The 18,969-nt window shown below is 63.9% G+C and carries 17 protein-coding genes; 4 read left to right on the top strand and 13 right to left on the bottom strand.

From position 1 onward, the window contains the following. Nucleotides 1–24: 24 nt before the first annotated feature. From ACQ4WP_RS23520 to ACQ4WP_RS23505, 4 genes are read right to left on the bottom strand one after another with little or no spacing between them, the layout of a single operon-like run. The gene (locus ACQ4WP_RS23520) at nt 25–990 is read right to left on the bottom strand and encodes an aspartate carbamoyltransferase catalytic subunit (RefSeq protein ID WP_034746695.1); all 966 of its coding nucleotides are present in this window, start codon (nt 988–990) and stop codon (nt 25–27) included. Further along, a complete protein-coding gene (gene pyrR, locus ACQ4WP_RS23515; protein WP_436524853.1) occupies nt 983–1,507 on the bottom strand; it encodes a bifunctional pyr operon transcriptional regulator/uracil phosphoribosyltransferase PyrR in 525 nt (174 codons plus the stop codon). Before pyrR ends, ACQ4WP_RS23520 begins: the two co-directional genes overlap by 8 nt. A 39-nt stretch (nt 1,508–1,546) precedes the next feature. Continuing rightward, a complete protein-coding gene (gene ruvX, locus ACQ4WP_RS23510) occupies nt 1,547–1,945 on the bottom strand; it encodes a Holliday junction resolvase RuvX (RefSeq protein ID WP_217916667.1) in 399 nt (132 codons plus the stop codon). Further along, on the bottom strand, nt 1,942–2,544 hold the full coding sequence (locus ACQ4WP_RS23505) for a YqgE/AlgH family protein (protein WP_035822086.1): 603 nt from the start codon (nt 2,542–2,544) through the stop codon (nt 1,942–1,944). The genes ruvX and ACQ4WP_RS23505 overlap by 4 nt, the downstream gene beginning before the upstream one ends. Nucleotides 2,545–2,997: 453 nt before the next feature. On the opposite strand from ACQ4WP_RS23505, the gene ACQ4WP_RS23500 reads away from it, so the two are divergent. Continuing rightward, nucleotides 2,998–4,461, top strand: coding sequence for a cryptochrome/photolyase family protein (locus ACQ4WP_RS23500; protein WP_436524851.1), 1,464 nt, complete (start codon nt 2,998–3,000; stop codon nt 4,459–4,461). Nucleotides 4,462–4,500: 39 nt separating this feature from the next. On the opposite strand, the gene ACQ4WP_RS23495 is transcribed toward ACQ4WP_RS23500, so the two are convergent. From ACQ4WP_RS23495 to ACQ4WP_RS23465, 7 genes are all read right to left on the bottom strand, one after another. Then, nucleotides 4,501–5,145, bottom strand: a complete 645-nt coding sequence (locus ACQ4WP_RS23495) for a hypothetical protein (protein ID WP_436524849.1) — start codon at nt 5,143–5,145, stop codon at nt 4,501–4,503. Between the two features lie 35 nt (nt 5,146–5,180). Then, complete coding sequence (locus tag ACQ4WP_RS23490; RefSeq protein WP_436524847.1) at nt 5,181–10,463, bottom strand: hybrid sensor histidine kinase/response regulator; 5,283 nt, start codon at nt 10,461–10,463, stop codon at nt 5,181–5,183. A gap of 73 nt (nt 10,464–10,536) precedes the next feature. After that, nucleotides 10,537–12,774 carry a methyl-accepting chemotaxis protein gene (locus tag ACQ4WP_RS23485; RefSeq protein ID WP_436524845.1) on the bottom strand — a complete coding sequence of 746 codons (2,238 nt, stop codon included), beginning with the start codon at nt 12,772–12,774 and terminating at the stop codon, nt 10,537–10,539. After that, a complete protein-coding gene (locus tag ACQ4WP_RS23480) occupies nt 12,774–13,406 on the bottom strand; it encodes a chemotaxis protein CheW (RefSeq protein WP_436524843.1) in 633 nt (210 codons plus the stop codon). Before ACQ4WP_RS23480 ends, ACQ4WP_RS23485 begins: the two co-directional genes overlap by 1 nt. Before the next feature lie 11 nt (nt 13,407–13,417). After that, nucleotides 13,418–13,783, bottom strand: coding sequence for a response regulator (locus ACQ4WP_RS23475; RefSeq protein WP_436524841.1), 366 nt, complete (start codon nt 13,781–13,783; stop codon nt 13,418–13,420). Nucleotides 13,784–13,818: 35 nt separating this feature from the next. Next, nucleotides 13,819–14,241, bottom strand: a complete 423-nt coding sequence (locus tag ACQ4WP_RS23470) for a response regulator (RefSeq protein ID WP_436524839.1) — start codon at nt 14,239–14,241, stop codon at nt 13,819–13,821. 86 nt (nt 14,242–14,327) lie between these two features. After that, on the bottom strand, nt 14,328–14,480 hold the full coding sequence (locus ACQ4WP_RS23465) for a rubredoxin (protein ID WP_010401308.1): 153 nt from the start codon (nt 14,478–14,480) through the stop codon (nt 14,328–14,330). A 96-nt stretch (nt 14,481–14,576) separates the two neighbouring features. On the opposite strand from ACQ4WP_RS23465, the gene thiD reads away from it, so the two are divergent. Beyond that, a complete protein-coding gene (gene thiD, locus ACQ4WP_RS23460; RefSeq protein WP_436524837.1) occupies nt 14,577–15,434 on the top strand; it encodes a bifunctional hydroxymethylpyrimidine kinase/phosphomethylpyrimidine kinase in 858 nt (285 codons plus the stop codon). A 64-nt stretch (nt 15,435–15,498) separates the two neighbouring features. After that, nucleotides 15,499–16,788 carry a glutamate-1-semialdehyde 2,1-aminomutase gene (gene hemL, locus ACQ4WP_RS23455; RefSeq protein ID WP_436524835.1) on the top strand — a complete coding sequence of 430 codons (1,290 nt, stop codon included), beginning with the start codon at nt 15,499–15,501 and terminating at the stop codon, nt 16,786–16,788. A 5-nt stretch (nt 16,789–16,793) separates the two neighbouring features. On the opposite strand, the gene ACQ4WP_RS23450 is transcribed toward hemL, so the two are convergent. Together ACQ4WP_RS23450 and corA are read right to left on the bottom strand one after the other, a co-directional pair. After that, nucleotides 16,794–17,510 (bottom strand): HAD family hydrolase, encoded by a 717-nt coding sequence (locus tag ACQ4WP_RS23450; protein ID WP_436524833.1) that lies wholly within the window; start codon nt 17,508–17,510, stop codon nt 16,794–16,796. 307 nt (nt 17,511–17,817) lie between these two features. After that, nucleotides 17,818–18,783: a magnesium/cobalt transporter CorA gene (gene corA, locus ACQ4WP_RS23445; RefSeq protein WP_034746658.1), complete on the bottom strand. Its 966-nt coding sequence runs from the start codon at nt 18,781–18,783 to the stop codon at nt 17,818–17,820. On the opposite strand from corA, the gene ACQ4WP_RS23440 reads away from it, so the two are divergent. Continuing rightward, nucleotides 18,782–18,940 (top strand): hypothetical protein, encoded by a 159-nt coding sequence (locus ACQ4WP_RS23440; RefSeq protein WP_436524831.1) that lies wholly within the window; start codon nt 18,782–18,784, stop codon nt 18,938–18,940. The two genes, corA and ACQ4WP_RS23440, sit on opposite strands and share 2 nt — an antisense overlap. Nucleotides 18,941–18,969: the final 29 nt, after the last annotated feature.

The following is an 18,969-nucleotide window of genomic DNA, read 5'->3' as shown; positions in this document are numbered from 1 at the left end:
GCTCGCTTACTCGTCCTTGGGCTATCAGCCCTGATTACCAGCCAAAATACTCATCACCGCCATGCGCACGGCGATACCGAACGTCACCTGCGGCAGGATCACCGCCTGCGGACCATCGGCCACGGCCGAATCGATCTCCACGCCGCGGTTCATCGGGCCCGGATGCATGACGATGGCATCCGGTTTCGCCAGCGCCAGGCGCTCGGGCGTCAAGCCATAGCTCTTGAAATACTCCTGCGCCGATGGCAGCAGCGCGCCGCTCATGCGTTCATTCTGCAGGCGCAGCATGATGATCACGTCCACGCCTTTGAGGCCTTCATCCATGTTGGTGAAGGTGCGCACGCCCATTTGTTCCAGGCCGCCCGGCAGCAGGGTGTGCGGGCCGATGGCGCGCACTTCCGGCACGCCCAGGGTGGTCAGCGCGTGGATGTCGGAACGGGCCACGCGGCTGTGCAGGATGTCGCCCACGATGGCCACCGTCAGATTGGTGAAATCCTTCTTGTAGTGGCGGATCGTGTACATGTCGAGCAAGCCCTGGGTCGGGTGCGCGTGGCGTCCGTCGCCCGCGTTGACGACATGGACGTGCGGCTGCTTGGTGTCGATCAGGTGCTTGGCGATCAGGTAGGGCGCGCCGGACTGGGCGTGGCGCACGACGAACATGTCCGCATGCATGGCCGACAAGTTGTCGATGGTGTCGAGCAGGGACTCGCCCTTGCTGGCCGACGACGCCTGGATGTTCAGGTTGATGACATCGGCCGACAGGCGCTTCGAGGCGATTTCGAAGGTGGTGCGGGTGCGCGTGGAGTTTTCAAAGAACAGGTTGAAAACGCTCTTGCCGCGCATCAGCGGGACCTTTTTCACATCGCGGTCGGAAATGCCGACAAACGAGGAAGCGGTATCGAGAATGTGGTTGACGATAGACTTCGGCAAGCCTTCAATCGTCAGCAGATGTTGCAATTCGCCGTGTTTATTCAGTTGCGGATTAAGCATGGTGGGTATCTAGGGTGAGCGTGAATTTTCCATCGTCGGCTTGCTTCAGGACCAGGGCCTGACCAGGCGGCACGGCAGTGAAGGCGGCCACGAAATCGGCGGCTACCGGCAGTTGGCGCTCGCCGCGGTCGACCAGGGCGGCCAGCATGATCTTGGCCGGACGGCCATAGTCGAACAATTCATTGATGGCCGCGCGCGTGGTGCGGCCCGTGTACAGCACGTCGTCGACCAGCAGGATGGTGGCGCCGGCCACGTCAAAACTGATTTGCGTCGGCTTGACGTCGGCATGCAGGCCCTTCTGGGCGAAGTCGTCGCGGTAGAACGACACATCGAGCACGCCCAGGCGGTCGAGCAGGTTCAGGTCGCGCGCCAGGCGTTCGGCCAGCCAGGCGCCACCCGAATGGATGCCGACGATGGCCACGTTGGGGATGCCCGTCAGGCCGCTCTGCACCTGCTGCAGCAAGACCGTGTACAGGGCCTCGGCGTCGAGTTGGGAAGGATTCGTAGGATGCGGCATAGAGTTCTTAATCATTCAGGGATGGGGGCTAAGGTCAGATTAATAATTCGCGTCGAAATACTGTTGCAGGATGATGGCGGCGGCGCGGTCGTCGATGACTTCGCCGCGCCGGGCGGCGATGACGGCCGAGGAATACCGTTCGTCGACCAGTTCCACCGGCAGGTTGAAGCGGCCATGCACCTGGTTGGCAAAACGGCGGCAACGCGCGCTCATCTCGTGTTCGGTGCCATCCGGATGGCTGGGCAGGCCCACCACGATGCGGCTCGCGCCCCACTCCTTGATCAGGCTATCGATGGCGGCAAACTTCGGCTCATTCGCCGTTGCCGTGATCACGCTGAGCGGCTTGGCCTGGCAAATCATGGTATTGCCGATGGCCACGCCGATGCGTTTCAAACCGAAATCGAAGGCGAGGATGGTGTCGATGGCGTCACCGCTCATGCGTGGCCAGCCTCGCTCGCCAACATGAGGGGATCGATGCCCAACAATTTGATGGCCGCCACGTAACGCTGCTCGATGGGGAAGTCGAACAGGATGTCAGCCGAGGCACCCACCGTCAGCCAGCCATTGCGGCCAATCTCGTCTTCCAGCTGACCCGGGCTCCAGCCCGAATAGCCGATCGACACCAGCATGCGCTCGGGACCATCGCCCTTGGCGACGGCTTCGAGCACGTCGATCGAGGTGGTAAACGCGATTTCATCCGTCACCGTCAGCGACGAGGAATAGCGCGCGCCCGGCGTATGCAACACGAAGCCGCGGTCGTCCTGCACGGGGCCGCCGAACATGATCGGTTCGTTGATGATGGGCGTGTCGCTGCCAGCCGCCAGTTTCAGATCGATGCGGTCGAACAGCACTTCCATGGTCATGTCGGTGGGTTTGTTGATGACGACGCCCAGCACGCCGTTTTCATTATGCTCACAAACGTACACGACCGTGCCGCCAAAGATCGGATCTTGCATGGCCGGCATCGCGATCAGGAAATGGTTGGCCAGATTCAAGGTGGAGGAACCGGTCGCGGCCGGCTCTCCCACACCCTGCATCAAACGATGCCCTGGTAGAGTCTGGTCGATTTTACTCTTTTTCATTCGCGATGCTCTCTCTGTGGGCTTGCTGGCAAGTCTCGCTTACCCCGCTATCGTACGCCTGGCGCAAGCTGCCGCGAATGTTGGGCGGCGCGCACCGTGATGCCAGGCGCTATTCTTGTTATGTTGTAAATTTATTATAAATTCGTCATCAATTCGCTTGGCCATGCGCTTACGCCATGCACGCTTTGCAACTTGTGCAATATTAAATATCGCCCTGCTTGCGGGCGCATGGCCATGCCAATTGTAAAATTGATTGCACAATCGCTGTCGCACATAAACCACCACGAACATACCCGCTAGTTTACACTGAATTGCCGCCGCAGCGACGCCAAAGGCACGACGCGCGCGGCCATAAAGCCCTGTTGGCGGCAAAAAATAGCCTATCTTTGACCCTGAACACGCAAAATAATGACAATCAACACTTCCCTGGTGTGGTTCCGGCGCGATCTGCGCGCATTTGACCATGCTGCACTGCATCACGCCCTGCGCCAGAGCCAGGCCGTGCATTGTGTCTTCGTCTACGACACCGCCATCCTGGCAGCGCTGCCGCGCCGCGACCGGCGGGTCGATTTCATCCATGCCAGCGTGGCCGAGCTGGCCGACGAGCTGCGCCAGCTGGGCGGCGACCTGATCGTGCTGCACGCGGACGCCGCCGAGGCCATCCCGCGCCTGGCCGCCGAGCTGAACGCCGACGCCGTGTTTGCCAACCACGACTACGAGCCGCAAGCGATCGCCCGCGACGCCAGGGTAGCTGCCGCGCTCACGCACGAGACGCGCCTGTGGTTCAGTTTCAAGGACCAGGTCATCTTTGAAAAGGACGAGGTGCTGACGCTCTCGGCCAAGCCGTACACGGTCTACACGCCGTACAAGAATGCCTGGCTGAAGAAAATGCGCGCCGAACCCGGCTGCCTGGCGCCGTTCGCTATCGAACCGCACGCGGCCAGCCTGGCGCCGCCGCGCGCCGGCACGCCGCCCCCCCTGCCCACCCTGGGCGAGTTGGGTTTCGAAGCGAGCAACCTGGCCGCACTGGCCATTCCCACGGGTATGTCCGGCGCCAGCACGCTATTCGAGGATTTCCTGGCGCGCGTGGCCCGCTATGACGTGGCGCGCGATTTTCCTTCCCTGAAGGGGCCGTCGTATCTATCCATGCATCTGCGCTTCGGCACCGTGTCGCTGCGCTATCTGGTGCGCACCGTGGTCGACCTGATGGACCGGGGCAGCGGCGGCGATGGCGCACCCGTGTGGCTGGCCGAATTGACCTGGCGCGATTTCTACGCCATGATTCTGTACCAGAACCCGCACGTGGAAGGCGGCGCCTTCAAACCGGCCTACGACGCCATCGCCTGGGAAACGGGACCCGAAGCCGATGCCGCGTTTGCCGCCTGGTGCGAGGGGCGCACCGGCTATCCGCTGGTGGACGCGGCCATGGCGCAGCTGAACCAGACGGGCTATATGCACAACCGCCTGCGCATGGTCACGGCCTGTTTCCTGATCAAGGATCTGGGCATCGACTGGCGCCGCGGCGAAGCCTATTTCGCGCTGCACCTGAATGACTTCGACCTGGCCTCGAACAACGGCGGCTGGCAATGGGCCTCCTCGTCCGGCTGCGACGCACAACCCTACTTCCGCATCTTCAACCCGATCACGCAATCGGAAAAATTCGATGCGAACGGGCGCTTCATCCGCCGCTACCTGCCGCAACTGAAGGCGCTGGGCGACAAGGAAATCCATGCGCCCTGGCTGGTGCCGCGCATGCTGCTCGAGCAAAAAAACCTCGTGCTGGGGCGCGACTATCCGGAACCGCTGGTGCAGCACGACGCCGCGCGCAAGCAGACCCTGGAACGTTATGAAGTGGTCAAAGTGGTCAAATAAGGCAGCTGGCGGGAGCAAAGCCGGGCGCCGCCACTGCCGTCAGGTGGCATCGGGTGTCGTGAACTGCGTCCAGACCGACCGCCAGGCGCCGTGCGGAAGTTTCGCCTGCATGGAAAGGGAGAGTCCGCCCGTTCCCAGCGGCTCACCTGGCTGCCATGGCTGATTGTCGAGCTTATTGTCCAGTTTATTATCTAAACTCAGTGCCCGCGCCCTTCCCACGTCGACATTGATCATTTCCCTGGTGTCGTAGCCGACTTCCAATATGGGATGCAGCACCCTCCCCACACCTGCCAAATACAAGGTGTCGACATGGACATCGGGTTTATCAAACCGCTCATACAGCCTCGTCGCGGCGAATTTGAATCCCTTGGCCATGGCGATGGCGATGGTGGCCGGGCCATCGCATCCCAGCAGCGCGGCGAGTGCCCAATAGTCATGATCGGAAATGAGCAGCCTGGCCAGGCAGCGTTCTATCCATGCTGACTCGTCGGCTCTGAACGCATGCCAGTAGGGCTTCAGCGAGTTTTGCAGATAGCCCACTTCGTGCAGCGCCCCGACGAGGTTGATTTGCCTGTCGACAGAGCCGATATCCTGCAACAGATGGGCGGCAGCCGCGGCGACCGCATGCTCACCTTTGGTCGTGGCTTTGTCTTCGAGTTTTTTCAGTTTGGCGTGAAGGCTCATTATTTTCCTGGTTTGGCGATACACGCCTGTCATGGTTACCGAGGTGTTTCGGAACCACCCCCCGTTTGCAAGCGCCGCACTTCGGCCAGCAATTCATCTTCCTGGAACGGCTTGCCGAAATACGCATTCACGCCCAGCTCGAATGCGTGCGCACGGTGCTTGTCGGCGTTGCGCGAGGTAATCATGATGACGGGGATGGCACGCGTCTTGTCGTCGCTGCGCACATTGCGCGTCAAGTCAAAACCGTCCATGCGCGGCATCTCCACGTCGACCAGCAGCAGGGCCGGCATGGTAGCCGGTTCCAGCGCATGCAGCTGCTCCAGCGCATCGACGCCATCCTTGGCCAGCAGCACCTGGTAGCCTTCGCGCTCGAACAAACGCTGCATCACGCGGCGCACCGTCAGCGAATCGTCGACCACCATCACGCGCACGGCTGGCACGGCCAGTGCGCTGGAGGCAGCATGCTGCTCGCTGCTGGCCAGCGCATATTGCGACAGCAGTTCCGGATGATGTTCCAGGTGCTGTGCCAGCGCCACCGGATTGAGGATCAGCACAATATCGCCCGTGCCCAGCACCGTGGCGCCGGCGATGCCCGGCATGCGCGCCAGCTGCGGCCCCACATGCTTGACCACGACCTCGCGGTTGCCCACCACGTCATCGACCTGCAAGGCCAGCCTGTCATTGCCATTGCGCAACAACAGCACGGGAGCATAACGCTGCGTGGACTGCGCCGCCGGCGTCTCGCCCAGCATGGCCGACAGGTGGTGCAGCGCCAGCGACTGCCCGTGCGACTCGATGCGCCCGGCCGCCCGCACCTGCTCCAGCTGCTCACCTTTCAGGTGCAGCACTTGCTCCACCAGCACCGATGGCAAGGCATACGTCTTGCCGTTCGCCGCCAGCAGCACCACTTGTGTCACGGCCAGGGTCAGCGGCAAGTGGATGGTGAAGCGCATGCCCAGCCCGGCCTGCGTCAGCGTTTCCACGCGTCCGCCCAGGGCCAGCGCTTCGGAGCGCACGATGTCCATGCCAAAACCGCGTCCGGCCAGTTCCGTCAGGCTGTCGGCGGTGGAAAAACCGGGCGTAAAAATCAACTCGGCCGCCTGCGCGTCGGTCAAAGGCGCATCCGTCGCCACCAGGCCGGCGCCGTGCGCCTTGGCGCGGATGCGCTCCAGGTCCAGCCCGGCGCCATCGTCGGAAAAGGCGATCGCCACTTCATTGCCCTGCTGGCTGACTTGCACCAGCAGCTCGCCCGTCTCGCTCTTGCCTGCGGCCAGACGCGCGTCACGCGGCTCGACGCCATGCACGATGGCGTTGCGCAGCAGGTGTTCGAACGGCGCCGCCATGCGTTCGAGCACGCTGCGGTCGATTTCCACGCCACCGCCGCGGATGTCGAGGTTGACGCGCTTGTCGACTTCCTTGGCGCTTTGCCGCGCCACGCGGAACAGACGTTCGGCGATGCTGGCAAACGGCACCATGCGGATCTGCATCAGGTCGCGCTGCAGCTCGCGCGTCAGCCGGGCCTGCAGCACCAGGTCGTCCGTCACCGCATCGACGCTGTGGCTGAGGTTTTCATGGAAGGAGGCCACGTCGTTGACGCTTTCGGCCATCATGCGCGTGAGTTCCTGCAAGCGCGTAAAGCGGTCGAATTCAAGCGGATCGAAATCGCGCTCGCTGCCGACGGCCATGCGCGAGGCGATCTGCGATTCGGCCTGCATTTCGACTTCGCGCAGCTGGCGCCGCAGGCGCGCCAGGTTGTCGGAAAACTCGGACAACGAGGCGCCTAGCACACCGACTTCATTTTCCATTTTAGAACGCGTGATCGACACTTCGCCGGCCTGGTTCACCAGGCGGTCGAGGATATCGGCGCGCACGCGCACCAGGGCCGCCTTCGGTTCGGCCGCCGGCGTATCTTCCATGCCCGGCAAGGGCAGCAAGGGTTGCTGCAACTGCTCGAACAGGTGCAGCGCATGGTCGTAATGGGCCAGCAATTCCTCGAAGGCCTGCGGCGTGGCGGTGCCCGCGTGCAGCATGTTTTCGATATGCGTCTCGATTTCATGCGCATGCTGGCCCAGACGCATGGCGCCGGCCATGCGCGCGCTGCCTTTGACGGTATGCAGAGTGCGCAGCAACATCTGCGCCTGGCCGCTGTCGTGTGGCTGCTGCTGCCAGCTGCGCAGCGCCTCGCCGATCTGCGGCAGCAGGTCGGCGCCCTCCTCCAGGAAAACGGACAGCAAATCGAGGTCGAGTTCATCGCTGATGCCGGCGCTCGCCGCCAGCAGCGCGACAGCATCGGCCGGCATGATGGCCGGCGCCGGCGCTTCCGGCGCCGCATGCTCCAACGGCGGCGCATGTTCGAAGCCGGCGTCGAACAGGTCATCGCTGGCGCCGCGGTCGTGTGCCTGCGTCGGCGCCAGCGCGGCGGGCTGCAGTGCGTCGGCGACGATGCTCGCATACGTCGCCTCGAACAAGGTCTCGAGCTGCGCCGCAGGGATATCGGCCAAGGCGTTGGTCTGCGCTTCGGCAGGCTGCACCGGCGTGCCGACGATGCTGGCATAAGCGGCGGCAAACAGGATGTCGAGCCGCTCTTCCTTGCTCTCGCCTGGCGCCGCCGTCAATGCGCGCCACAGAGTGTTGAGCGCTTCGATCATGTCCGGCTGCGATGGCGCCAGGTCGCCCAGCGCAAACGCCTGCAGCATTTGCGCAATGCGCTGCGTGGCCTGTTCCAGCACGTCGTGCTGCTCGGCGCGCAGGCCGGCCAGCGGCGGCACCAGCGTCTCGATCACCGTCTCGAGCGCATGCGCCAGGTCGCGCAAGGACTGGAAGCCGACCGTGCCGGACGTCCCCGCCAGGGTATGCACGGCTTGCAGCGCCTCCACGCTGACGGCGCGCTGTTCATGGCGCCATTCGCCGAAGTCGCGCGTCAGCACGCGCAGCAATTCATCCGTCTCGGCCAGGTAAATGTTGTACAAGGGAAGGCTGATGCGCAGTTCGCCGACATGCTTGAGGTGATCGTCAGGCGCTTCGTGCGCGGCGGGCGCCGTGGCGGACGGAAAGCCGATCACATTGCCATTGCTGGCCACCAGAGCGGCCGGGCGCGGCTTGCGCAGTTCGAACGGCCCGCCTTCGCGCACGCGCTCGGCCGCCGCCAACAGCATGCCCGCCTCGCGCTCGCGTCCTGCGCCGCCTTCCAGTTCGGCCACCCATTCGCTGAGCTGGTACCAGCCGTAATTGAGCAGGGTGAACAAATCGTCGCTGGCAGGACGCGCCTCGGCCAGCCAGGTATTCATGACGCGCTCGATGGCGCCGGCCGCTTCGGCAAACTGCGCCAGGCCGATCATGCGGCTGCTGCCTTTCAGGGTATGGAACGAGCGGCGCAGCATGGCCAGGTGGTCGCCGCTGGCGGCCTGCTCGCGCGGCAGGGCCAGGGTAGTGTCGATAAAGGCCAGCACTTCGCGCGCTTCGGCCATAAAAATATCGAGCATCTCCGCATCGACATCGCTCACTGCCGGCGCGGCATCCACGCCGGCAGGCGCGGCGGGCGCCAGAGCCTGGTCGAGCAAGGGTACCGGCACGACACCGGCGGCGGCGACTTTTTCAAATGGCAGGGCGCGGAAGGTGCCGGCGGCGGCATCGAAATGGAAACGCCCGCTGGCCGCTTGCGCGTTGCGGCCCAGCATATCGACAAAAAAGCCCAGCGCACTGACATTTTGTGCGATCTCGTCGAGCGCCTCGGCATGCGCCTCCGCATTGGCGTCACCACCGGCGAGCTGCTGCACGGCCGCGTCGACCTGCAGCACGGCGGCGCTGGCGTCTTCCTGTCCCAGCCCGGCCAGTTGCTGCTGCAACTGCTCCAGCACGGGCGCGACGCCGTCGAGAGCAGCTTCCCGCGAGGCATCCGCGTAATACGCGTTAAGCACCTTTTCCACCTGGCGCAGGCCCGTCTTCATGTCCTCGGCCAGCGCGGCGACGGTCTGACCCTGTTCGATCTGGCGCGACAACTCGCCAGCGGTGCCGGGCGGCGGCGCTTCTCCAGCCAGCAGTGCCTGCAGGCGCGCGGCGATGGTTTCCGCATTGCCGGCGAAATCGTCGGGCAGGCGGCGCACCTGCTCCAGCCCCGTGTCGGCAAACAGCAGCGCCATGCCGATTTCGTTCTCCAGGGCAGCACTGCGCCCGCTGGCCACGGCTTGCCGCGCCACGACCGCGCATTCGCGCAGCAGGCTGGCCAGGGCCGGCTGCTTCAGGATCTCGCTCTGCGCCGCCACCTGCTGCAAGGACTGTTCGAATGCTTCGCCCAAGGCAGGATCGAGGTCGGCTTGCGCCAGACGGCTCCAGCTGGCGCGCGCCTGCGCCAATGCCGTGCGCGCGCCTTGCAAGGCATCCTGGTCGACCTGGCCGTAGCGCCGCGTTTCCACGTCGGCGGGTACCTGCCCGTCCAACGCGAAAGCGGCACGCAGCTGGCGCGCCTCCGGCGTCGGCTCGGCGGCGGCGGCGATGAAGAACAAGGCGTCGCGCAGCATCGATGCGGGCAGGCTGGCCGTCCCCTGCGCCAGACGGCGCAACTGCAGATTGATCAAACCGAACAGCTGCTTGACGTTGAGCGTGCCCATGCCCTCGCCGCTGGCCGCCAGTCCTGCAAACGCCTGCATGGCGAACCAGAAGGTACGCGCCGGCGCTTCTTGCTGCGCGTCCGCCACCAGGGTCAAGGTGGCGTGCAAGTCGCTGGCGTGCTGGCGCCGCGCCGCATCATCCTGCGCTTTCAGGAAGGGCAGCAAGGACTTTTCAAAGCGCCCGCGCCAGGCCGGATAGTCGGCCACCAGGGAGGCGTCCGCCAGCGCGATGGCATGCCCTTCCAGCATAGCCGGGGGCGGGAAAAACAGGTCGGCCGGGTGTATGCGTTCGGCGCCCAGCATGGCTTGCAGATCGCGGTAGTAGGGGAACAAACGCGTCGGCTGCGGCGGCGTGCCGGCCACCAGGTCTTCCAGGTATTCGATCAGGGCCTGATACAGCCCGGCGACGATCTGCGCATGGTCCAGCGTGTATTCCAGGCTACCGTCGCGAAAGCGCGTCAGTGCCTGTTCGGCGCCATCCGTCAGCAGGCTGGCACCGGCCACGTCCACCATCACCAGCGCCCCATGCGCCTGGTGCAGGTGCGAGCGTGCATGCTGCAGGGCCGTGGCGCGTTCCTCGCGCTCGCGGCCACCCGCTTCGAACAGGGCCGTTTTCGAGCGGCCCAGCGCTTCGCGGATTTCCACCATCACCCACGACAAAGGTTCGCTGTCGAACGGCTTGGACTGCTGTGGACTATCAGGTGTGCTCATGCATGCCTCGGTAAAGAAATCGTAGCGCAAAAATCGGTACGCACAACACGCCGCGCCTGGAATGGCGCGGCGTTCAGGCGGCGACGCGGAAGCGCGACACCGAGTTTTTCAGTTCCTGCGCCAGCATCGACAACTTGTGGATCGACTGCGCCGTTTGCTGCGTGCCGTCCTGGGTCTGCTCCGTCACGCTCAGGATATGCTGGATATTCAAGGCCACGCCGCTGGCCGAGCCGGCCTGCGTGCCGGTGGCAAACGAGATGCCCTGAATCAGTTCAGCCAAGTGTTTCGACACCTGGCTGATATCGTTCAAGGCCGCGCCGGCCGCGTCGGACAGGTGCGCACCCTCGACCACGCCCTGCGTGGACTTTTCCATCGCGCGGGTGGCGTCCTGGGTGTCGGCCTGGATGGTGCGCACCAGCGCGCCGATCTGCTTGGCGGCGGCGGCCGAGCGTTCGGCCAGGCGCTGCACTTCCTCGGCGACGACCGAGAAGCCGCGCCCCGCCTCGCCGGCCGAGGCGGCCTGGATGGCGGCGTTCAGCGCCAGCACGTTGGTCTGCTCGGTGATGTCGGAAATGAGCTCGGTGATTTCACCGATTTCCTGCGACGATTCGCCCAGGCGCTTGATGCGCTTGGAAGTATCCTGGATCTGCTCGCGGATTTCATGCATGCCCTTGATGGCGTTTTCCACCGCCGTCGCCCCCTGCTGCGCCGCCGCCACCGACTGACGCGCCACGTCGGCCGAGACACTGGCCGACTTCGACACGTCGGTAATCGCATTGGCCATTTTGACCACGGTGGCGCTGACGCCCTGAATTTCACGCGACTGCTGCTGCGAAGCGATCAGGAGCTTGCTGGAGATGCCTTGCGCCTGCGTCGAGGCGCGGTTGACCTGCTCGGCCGTCGCCGTCACGCGCCCCACCAGGCCGCGCAATTCCTCCACCGTGTAATTGACGGAATCGGCGATGGCGCCCGTGATGTCTTCCGACACGGTGGCCTGCACCGTCAGGTCGCCATCGGCGACCTTCTGCAATTCGTTCATCAGGCGCAGGATGGCCGCCTGGTTCTGCTCATTCTTGGCCTTGGCCTGCGCTTCCTTTTCCTGCGACAGCAGGCGCAGGATTTCCGCTTCCTGGCGCCGCCGCTCGGCGTCGCGCGTGCGGTTGACGGAGTCCTGCAGCAGCACGCGGCCAATGCCGGCCGCCGCGATCAGAGTCAGCAACACGCCGCCGACCATCATCCAGAAGGCCATGCCCAGCGTTTCCTGGTTCACATGGTACATCTGCTGCAGCAGGGTCAAGCGCTGGCGCAGGTCTTCGTTTTCGTTGAAGATCAGCTGTTCGGCGCTTTTGGCCGAACTGAATTTATCCAGCCGGTCGAGTATCGACGAGACCAGTTTCTGGTAAGTGTCGAAACTGGCTTTCAGCGCCACCAGCCGGTCGCGCAATTCGGCGTCGCGCGTGGGCGCCAATTGCAGCGCCACGCTGCCATTGAGCAAGCCTTCGACGGCGGTGCGGAAATACGTCGTGTCGCGCCCCAGCGAAAATGCCGTTTCCGAGCTGATGCTGCCCGATGACAGAAACTCGCTGGCACTGCGACTCATGCGCTGGCTCAGCATCATCAGGCGGCCGATGACGGCCAGGTCGCGCGCGTTGCCGCCGTGCTGTACCTTGAGCGCCGCGATTTCCTCCGTCTGCGCCAGCAGCGCCGGCGACAACGCGTTCAATTGCTGCAAGGTATTGTCGAATTCACCCAGCTCCGTTTTCAGGCGCAAGATGGTGCTGGCCGCGCGGTCGCTGCTGGCCCACTTCTTGCGCGCGTCGGCCACCGCCGCCAGCAGGCCGGCACGCGACTCGCCGATATCGCGCCCGTGATACGTCCCGCCGCGCAGCATCAGGCGAAAATCCTGGTTCAGTTCATTGCGGCTTTCCTCGAGCTGGCGAAAGGCTTCCGGATTGCCCTGCACGGCATTCGGCGCAGCCTTGCCGATGCGCTGAGAATGCATCAGCGCGTCGCTGGCCAGCTGCGTCTGCGCCGAGGCGATATTGCCGCTGCGCGTGTTGAGGCCGACGAACAGCAGGCTGGCGGCCAGGCTCAGGGCCATCACCGTCGACAGGATGCTCAATTGCTTTTGTAGCGGCAAATCGCCGATCAGCGGCAGCTTCAAGTCGCTGACCGGTGCCTTGGCCAGCGACTTGCGCCGTCCCAGCGCGTCGCGCAGGCGCAGCGGCAGGTCGGCCGCCGATACCGGCTCGCCAGCAGCGTGTTCCGCGTCAGGCATGCCGGCGGCCAGGATAGGGGAATGGGCGCCCATCAGCAAATATCCTTGTGTGCGGCCCGGCCGCCAAAACCGGCATCGAGGAAGCGTTCCGCTTGCGCCAGTTGCGCCAGGTCCAGGCGCAGCCACTGCTGCCCTTCGCTGTCGCGCAGCGCCTGCGCCGCCCAGGATGGCGCCGCGCGCAGCGGTGCAGGCGGCAAGGGCACGGATTGCAGCGTGCGCAGCTGGCGCAAGCCCAATACGCGCTCGACCAGCACGGCGCAATTGATGCCCAGGCGGGGAGAAAACGTGATGATGCGGCAGTGATTGCCTGGCGCGCAAGGCGGTTCACCCATGTAGCGGGCCAGGTCGACGACCCCCGTCAGGCGTCCGCGCATGGCCGCCAGGCCCAGATACCAGTCCTGCACCAGCGGCACGCCCTGGATCTGCACGCCGGTGGCAATGACGATTTCACCGAGCTGCGTCAGGTCGAGCAGGCACGGCCGGCCACCGAGCATCACGCCCAGTTCCTTGCGCGCCGCCAGCGCGCCGCTGCGCGCGGCCTGTATCCGCTCGATCAATTGCAGCTGATACTGGCGCAAGCGCCCTTGCCGCGCGCCCGTCTCGAAGGATGGCATGGCGGCAGCGGCAGGCGGGAAGGCCGCTGTGGAAACGCCGTGACCTGGCATCGTTTGCATTCTCAGGAAATCGCAGCGATCTTGGCCAGCAGCTCGGCTTCGACCACCGGCTTGACCAGGTAATCGCGCGCGCCCTGGCGCAAGCCCCAGATGCGGTCCGTTTCCTGGCTCTTGCTGGAGCAGATAATCACCGGCACGTCCTGCAGTTCGGGATCGCGCGCAATCGCGCGCGTGATCTGGAAGCCATTCGCACCGGGCATCACCACATCCATCAAGATCAGGTCGGGCTTGGAGTGCTTCAGTTGCGCCAACGCGTCGGCACCGTCCTGCGCCGTGACGACGGCATAACCGGCACGCACCAGTATCTCGCTCAGGTAATAGCGTTCTGTCGGCGAGTCATCGACGATCAGAATTGTGTGTATGGCCATCTGCTTCCTTGCTGCGTTGTCAATCAATAAACCACTTACTCAAAATGCCTGGCCAGGTGCAGCCGCACGGCCTCCAGCAGTGCCTCGCGCGCCAGCGGCTTGACCAGGCAGGCGCTGGCGCCTGCCATGGCGCCGCGCGCGCGGTCGAACAAACCTTCCTTCGACGACAGCATCAGCACCGGCGTGGCATGAAAGGCCGCACTGGCCTTGATCAGCGCACAGGTACGGTAGCCGTCCAGGCGCGGCATCACAATGTCACACACGATCAGCGCCGGCTGGCAATCGGCGATCTTGGCCAGGGCCTCGAAGCCATTTTCCGCCACCACTACGCGATAACCTGCCTCGCCCAGTATCTTCGCGGCCGCGCTGCGTATCGTCGCGCTGTCGTCGATGACGAGTATCGTGGCGCTGGCGTACACGGCATCGGACGGTGCCTCGGGCAGGAAGGGACGCGTCATGTGATTATTCGACAATCTTTCATACCATAGCACAGGCTGCCGCGATACCAGCGTGCTGGCAGCACCATCCCACGGATCTGGATGAATTAAAGCGCCACCATCTCGAAATCATCCTTGCGCGCACCGCATTCAGGACAGGTCCAGTTCATCGGAACATCGGCCCAACGCGTGCCGGGAGCGATGTCTTCGTCGGGCAGACCGGCCGCTTCATCATAAACCCAGCCGCAAATTAGACACATCCACGTTTGGAATTGCTGCGTTGTTTCGTTGCTACTCACGTTCTGCCACCCTTCAATCAAGTAAAATGCTGAATTAGGTATCTTAATCTACCCGCCGTGCAAAACCAAACTTCTCCCCTCATATTAAGCTTCGGCGTGTCCGATCCGGTCGGTGCAATCGGCATCCAGGCCGACCTGGCCACGTTTTCAGCCTTCGGCTGCCATGGCCTGTCGGTCACCACGGGCCTGTTGATCAGCGATACAGCGCGCGTGGAAGACATGCAGGCGGTCGACCCGGACTGGGTTTCCGACCAGGCGCGCGTGCTGCTGGAAGACATGTCCGTCTCGGCCATCAAGATCGGCGCCCTGGGCAGCGTGGAAAACGTCACGGCCATCGCCGAAATCGTCTCCGACTATCCGAACGTGCCGCTGATCCTCGATCCCTTCATTTCGGCGCTGCCGGAACAGGGCATGGACGACGAAGACATCCTCACGGCCGTGCGCCAGTTGCTGATCCCGCAAACGACCTTGCTGGTGCTCTCGCCGGTGGAGCTGGAGCGCCTGGCCGAAACCTGGCGCGACGCCGACCCGGACGACACCCTGCAAAACGATGTCGATTACCTGGTAGCCCTGGGCTGCGAATACGTGCTCGTCACCGGCATGCCGGCCGACGCCAGCAAGTCCGGCACGGCCGAAGGCAAGTTGCGCGCCAATACCCTGTTCGGCGAAGACGGCGTGGTGCGCCACGACCAATGGCAGCACCTGCCGGGCATCTTCAACGGCGCCGGCAGCACCCTGTCGGCGGCGGCCACCGCCCTGCTGGCCCTGGCTGAAAACGAAGACGATGTGCCGCAGGTAGTCGTGGCGGCGCAGGAATTCACCAACGGTGCGCTGGCCCACGCGCAGCGCCACGGCATGGGCAAGCTGGTGCCGAACCGGCAATTCCAGCAACAGCGCCAGCGCGGCGGCCAATAATTCTGTAGTAGACCAGACAGACCAGACGACACAGACAACGATCCACTTTCAAGGCACGATTATCATGACGACGACTTCACAGAACGACATCCTGTTTGCCCGCGCACAAAAAACCACGCCAGGCGGCGTCAACTCGCCCGTGCGCGCCTTCCGCTCCGTCGGTGGCACGCCGCGCTTCATCACGCGCGCCGAAGGCCCGTACTTCTGGGATGCGGACGGCAAGCGCTATATCGACTACATCGGCTCGTGGGGCCCGGCCATCGTCGGCCACGCCCACCCCGAAGTAGTCAAGGCAGTGCAGGATGCGGCCGCGCTGGGCCTGTCGTTCGGTGCACCGACCGAAGGCGAAGTGCTGATGGCCGAGGAAATCACGCGCCTGGTGCCATCGATCGAGCAGGTGCGCCTGGTCTCGTCGGGCACGGAAGCAACCATGAGCGCCCTGCGCCTGGCGCGCGGCGCCACGGGACGCGACAAGATCGTCAAGTTCGAAGGCTGCTACCACGGTCACGCCGATTCGCTGCTGGTGAAGGCGGGCAGCGGCCTGCTCACCTTCGGCAACCCGACTTCGGCCGGCGTGCCGGAAGACTTCGTCAAGCACACCCTGGTGCTCGACTATAACAACGTGGAACAGCTGAAAGACGCCTTCGACAGCTTCGGCGCGGAGATCGCCTGCGTGATCGTCGAACCGGTGGCCGGCAACATGAACCTGGTGAAAGCCACGCCGCAATTCCTGCAGGCGATGCGCGAGCTGTGCACGCAGCACGGCGCCCTGCTCATTTTCGATGAAGTCATGTGCGGTTTGCGCGTGGCCCTGGGCGGCGCGCAGGCGCTGTACGGCATCAAGCCCGATCTCACCGCACTGGGCAAGGTGATTGGCGGCGGCATGCCGGTGGCGGCCTTCGGCGGCAGCGCGGCGCTGATGCACCACATGGCGCCGCTGGGCGCCGTCTACCAGGCGGGCACCCTGTCGGGCAACCCGGTCGCCGTGGCAGCCGGCATGGCCACCTTGAAACTGATCCAGCAGCCAGGCTTCTACGAGCAGTTGGGCGCCACCGCCAAGCGCCTGGCCGAAGGCTTGACGGCCGCCGCCAAAGAGGCGGGCGTGGTTTTCTGCGCCGACTACATCGGCGGCATGTTTGGCATTTATTTCAGCGCCACGCCGCCGACCAGCTATGCAGAAATGATGGCGGGCGACCGCAGCAAGTTCAACGCCTTCTTCCACGCCATGCTGGACGAAGGCGTGTACTTTGCGCCAGCCGCCTTCGAGGCGGGCTTCGTCTCGGCACAGCACGATGATGCCGTCATCGACGCCACCATCGCCGCTGCGCGCAAAGTGTTCGCAAAACTCGCGTAAGCCTGCTATACGGTCGCGGTCTCCATCACCGCCACCACCAGAGCCGGCAGGCTGGCCATGTCGTTGAACACGACATGCGCACCAGCCGCCTTCAGGCGCGCTTCCTGGCCGGGCGCGATATGCCCGCCGCCGATGAATCCCAATACCGTCATGCCTGCCGCCACGGCGGCCGTCACGCCCGTGACGCTATCTTCCAGCACCAGGCATTGGCCTGGCGGCACGCCAAATGCGGCAGCCGCCGCCAGGTAGACGCCCGGATGCGGCTTGGCATGGCCGACCAGGTCTGGCGTAAACACGCGTTGGTCGAACAGCGGCGCCATGCCCGTGCGCTCGAGCGCCGACAGCACGCGCGCGCTGACGCTGTTCGAGGCCACGGCCTTGGGCAGGGGAATGGCGGCCAGCGCCTGCGCCACGCCGGGGACGGCGCGCAATTGCGCATCGCAGGCCGCATCGACGGCATTGCCGATGGCCATGATGTCATCGGCCGGCAATTGCGGCAAGCCCAGTTCCTTGTAGATATCCTGCATCAGCGGCACCAGGCGCTGGCCCAGGCGCGGCTCAATCAAGCCTTGCAGGGTAACGCCCTCGGGCAGGTTGGGCAGGCGCGGCGCCAGCAATTCCAGCAGCGCCTGCAGGGCCACAGCTTCGCTGTCGATCAGCACGCCATCGCAGTCGCTGATCAAATGGGTAAAGCGCGGTGGGGTGGTGGCGGTATCAGGCATGGACTCTCCAGAAGGCAACGGTGACGGGAAATGCGGCGGCCAGCCGGCCAAGGCGGGCATCGCAACGATCATAGGTGGAACAGGCGGACGCTACCACGCAGAAAACGTCTCAATGACGATACTTTTCTGCAAAAAGCAGCCAACGGGGGCGAATCGGGCACCAGGCAAGCGTCGAGGCGAAAATACCAATTCAATACCACGCAATACCAGTGATTATCGCTGATTTTTGAAATTGCTGCGCTCGCCTTGACATCCGGGGAGATCCGGTGGCGCCGCCGGGGTGCTGACGCATCCCGGCGAAGAGGGCTTATTTCAGCCAGCCGCGGTGGCGGAAGTACAGGAAGGGCGCGATGGCGCTGGTGATCATCAGGCCCCAGGCCCACGGATAGCCGAACGACCATTCCAGTTCCGGCATCAGCTTGAAGTTCATGCCGTACACGCTGGCGATCAGGGTCGGCGGCAGGAAGGCCACGCTGGCCACCGAGAAAATCTTGATGATCTTGTTCTGGTTGATGTTGATGAAACCGACGGTGGCGTCCATCAGGAAGTTGATCTTGTCAAACAGGAAAGATGTATGGCCGTCGAGCGATTCGATATCGCGCAAAATCTGCCGCGCTTCCTCGAACTGCTCGGAATTGAGCAGCCGGCCGCGCATCAAAAAACTGACGGCGCGGCGCGTATCCATCATGTTGCGGCGGATGCGGCCATTCAAATCTTCCTCGTGGGCAATGGCATTCAGCGCTTCGGCCGCGTGCGCATCGGTAAATTCCTTTTGCAGCACGCGCGTGCTGACTTCTTCCAGGTTCTGGTAGATGCCTTCGAGCACGTCGGCCGAATATTCGGCATCGGTGGCGTACAGGTCGAGCAGCACGTCCATGTAGTCGGCAATCGAGCCTGGCCGCGAGCGGGCGCGCATGCGCACCAGGCGGAACACGGGCAGGTCGTCCGTATGCATGGAAAACAGAATCTTGCGGGCCAGAATGAAGGCCACGGTGATGACGCGCGAGGGACCATCGTCTTCTTCGCGCAAGAAATCCGTGCGCAGGTGCAAGTCGCCGTTTTCCGCTTCGTAATAGCGGGCCGACGCTTCAATATCCTTGACTTCGTCTTCGCCCGGCAGGGTGACGTTGTAGATGGCCTTGACCCAGGCCCGTTCATCATCGGTAGGGTCGGTCAGGTCGACCCACACCGGTTCGGCATTTTCGAGGTCTGCGCGGCTGTCGATCGGCACCTGGTTGAGCCGGCCATTCTGTAATACAAAGACATTGATCATGCGCGCTCTCAGCCGGATGTTGGGTTATCGTGATGTGCTGGCGCTGGCGCCAAAAATGAAAACAGCGCAAGTGTACCCGCAAAGGCCTTTTCACGACCACCCCCGGCAGCGCTTTTTCACGGAAAAAGTGCGGCGTTGCACCAACCGGGCCGATTAAGATGCTGCGTCGCAATAGTGCCAATCAGG

Source organism: Janthinobacterium lyxosi (genome assembly GCF_051380665.1).
Lineage (GTDB): Bacteria > Pseudomonadota > Gammaproteobacteria > Burkholderiales > Burkholderiaceae_D > Janthinobacterium.
Note: the sequence above shows the minus strand (reverse complement) of the source record. Positions and strands in the feature narration are given on the sequence as shown.